This window comes from Chitinophaga sp., from assembly GCF_035564935.1.
Taxonomy (GTDB): domain Bacteria; phylum Bacteroidota; class Bacteroidia; order Chitinophagales; family Chitinophagaceae; genus Chitinophaga.
The window spans coordinates 1-2,407 of sequence record NZ_DATMTE010001126.1; the positions used below are offsets into that span (position 1 = coordinate 1).

3 protein-coding genes are annotated in these 2,407 nt (G+C 46.9%); all 3 read left to right on the forward strand.

The features are described 5' to 3' along the window. Positions 1-1,293: cell envelope integrity protein CreD (creD, locus tag VN105_RS29220; protein WP_325646939.1), on the forward strand; the 1,293-nt coding region annotated here is incomplete at its 5' end. 8 nt (positions 1,294-1,301) lie between these two features. Next, positions 1,302-1,664, forward strand: a complete 363-nt coding sequence (locus VN105_RS29225; protein WP_325646941.1) for a diacylglycerol kinase family protein — start codon at positions 1,302-1,304, stop codon at positions 1,662-1,664. Positions 1,665-1,682: 18 nt separating this feature from the next. Next, complete coding sequence (locus VN105_RS29230) at positions 1,683-2,354, forward strand: DUF1361 domain-containing protein (RefSeq protein ID WP_325646943.1); 672 nt, start codon at positions 1,683-1,685, stop codon at positions 2,352-2,354. The last annotated feature ends 53 nt before the right edge of the window (positions 2,355-2,407 follow it).

A 2,407-nucleotide genomic window follows, 5' to 3' on the forward strand; every position in this document is an offset into this window, starting at 1 on the left:
TCCCCTTCTTTCTTTGACCGTTATGCCTACGCTATTAAAGCGGTTATCATTTTTGTGCTGATGATGGTACTGCTCATCCCGGCCACATTAATTCAGAACATCATCTGGGAGCGCCGCGACCGGCAAAAGGAGGCTACCCAGGAAATCAGCAGCCGCTGGGGTGGCGAGCAGAATATTACCGGACCGGTGCTGGCCATTCCGTATAAGGGAAAAAGCACCTATGTGTATCTTCTGCCGGAAAACCTGAAAATCAACGGGGAGTTACTGCCGGAAAAACTGCACCGCGGTATTTTTAATGTAGCGGTGTACAACGCCAGGCTGCAGCTCAGCGGCGCGTTTAACGGCAATGAGTTGTTAACCCTCAACCTCCCTCCTTCCGTCCTGGATTGGGAACACGCGTCGCTGCTCATTGGCATCAGCGATCTGCACGGCATTGGCAACCAGGTACAAATGATGTGGAATGGTAAAAATCATGTGTTTAATCCCGGCCTGGTGAGCAACGACCTGTTTGACAGTGGTATTCAAACGCCGGTATCCATTACTCCGGGCGATACCGGCGCCCTGGGTGGCAACTTCTCCCTGGAGCTGGGCATAAAAGGCTCCGGCCGGATCAGTTTTTCTCCCATTGGTAAAACCACTACCGTAGGCATTAATTCCAGCTGGACCGACCCCGGCTTTGACGAGGCTTTCCCACCTAAAACCCGCAGGGTGGACGATAAAGGCTTTGCTGCCACCTGGCAGATACAGCACCTGAACCGCAACTATCCCCAAAGCTGGGAAGGCAAGAAATTCAATATTCATTCCGCCGATTTCGGTATCAGGTTATTTATGCCGGCAGAAAGCTACCAGATGTCTATGCGCGCAGTAAAGTATGCCATTATGATCATTGGGTTAACCTTTTTTGTTTTCTATTTTATTGAGTTATCACAGCGCCGCGCCCTTCATCCATTGCAGTATGCCCTTATCGGGTTAGCGCTTGTTATTTTTTATACCCTGCTCATCTCTATTTCAGAACAAATTAACTTTACTATGGCTTACCTGATTGCCAGTGTGCTCACAATAGGTCTGATTATTGCATATACGGCTGCTGCCTTTAAAAGCATTCGTATTGCAGCAGGCATCGGGGCTACACTTACTATTCTTTATGGATTCATTTATGTGATTATCAGTGCAGAAGATCAGGCGTTGCTGATGGGAAGCTTAGGACTCTTTATCATCCTTGCCCTGATCATGTACTTCAGCACCACTATCAAGTGGGATAAGTTAGGGCAGAAAAACACCAATATCCAATAAAAACTAACATGGGAAATTCATATATCAGCAAACGGTTGGCCAGCTTTGGATACGCATTTAATGGTATTGCCGCTTTTCTGCGCAGCGAACCGCATGCACGTATTCATGCCCTTGCTACCATAGTGGTGGTGGCAGCCGGTTGCTGGTATAAAATAGCAACGCCGGAATGGATCTGGATCATCCTCGCCATTACACTGGTGTGGATCACAGAAATGATAAATACAGTAATAGAAAAAATAATGGATCACCTTTCGCCGCAATTGCATCCCAAAGTGAAATTCATTAAGGATGTAGCTGCCGGCGCAGTACTGGTAGCAGCTATAGGAGCCGCTATTATAGGGGCTGTCGTGTTTATTCCATATATCTTTTAATTATCTAAAAGTAACCATATGCAATTGAAGAGAACCATCCGTTTATTACAACACCGTATAGGCCGGTCGCGGCACCAATACTCCCTGTATACTTCTGTGCTGTTCAGTATGGCGTTGCTGTTTTTCCGTGTAATGCATACCGGCAGCTATTTGCGGGTATCGCTGATCTGGAACCTTTTTCTTGCCTTTATTCCTTTTGCTATCACCGGCTGGATGGAGAAGCATCCCGAACAGATAAAGAACCGGTATAACTGGTACGGCTGCTTCATTGTTTGGTTGCTGTTTATTCCTAACGCTCCCTACATACTCACGGATCTGTTCCACCTGTTTGATGGAGGTGTGCCGCTATGGTTTGATCTGTTTGTTATTTTTTCCTTTGCCTGGAATGGTATGATGTTCGGATACATGTCTATCCGCAGCATGGAAAAAATGTGGAGTAACCGTCATAGCCGCTGGCCCGCATGGCTGTTTACTTTCCCGGTAATGTTCCTCTGCGGCATGGGTGTATATATAGGCAGGTATTTACGTTATAACAGCTGGGATATTGTGAAAGATCCGCTCACCCTGCTGGGCGATATGAGGGATATTTTCCTGCATCCCGTAGAAAACCGGCATGCCTGGGCTTTCACTATTTGTATGGGAATATTCCTGAGCTTAATGTACCCGCTGGTGAAGAAGCAGCATGCGTAGTTAGCGCCTTCAGCGCTTTTAAATTGTCTTGGAACGCTGATTACGCTGATTTT

What these genes read in the sequence shown, in the direction of transcription:
- VN105_RS29225 (WP_325646941.1), top strand. Translation starts at nt 1,302, where the DNA reads ATGGGAAATTCATATATCAGCAAACGGTTGGCCAGCTTTGGATACGCA.
- VN105_RS29230 (WP_325646943.1), top strand. Translation starts at nt 1,683, where the DNA reads ATGCAATTGAAGAGAACCATCCGTTTATTACAACACCGTATAGGCCGG.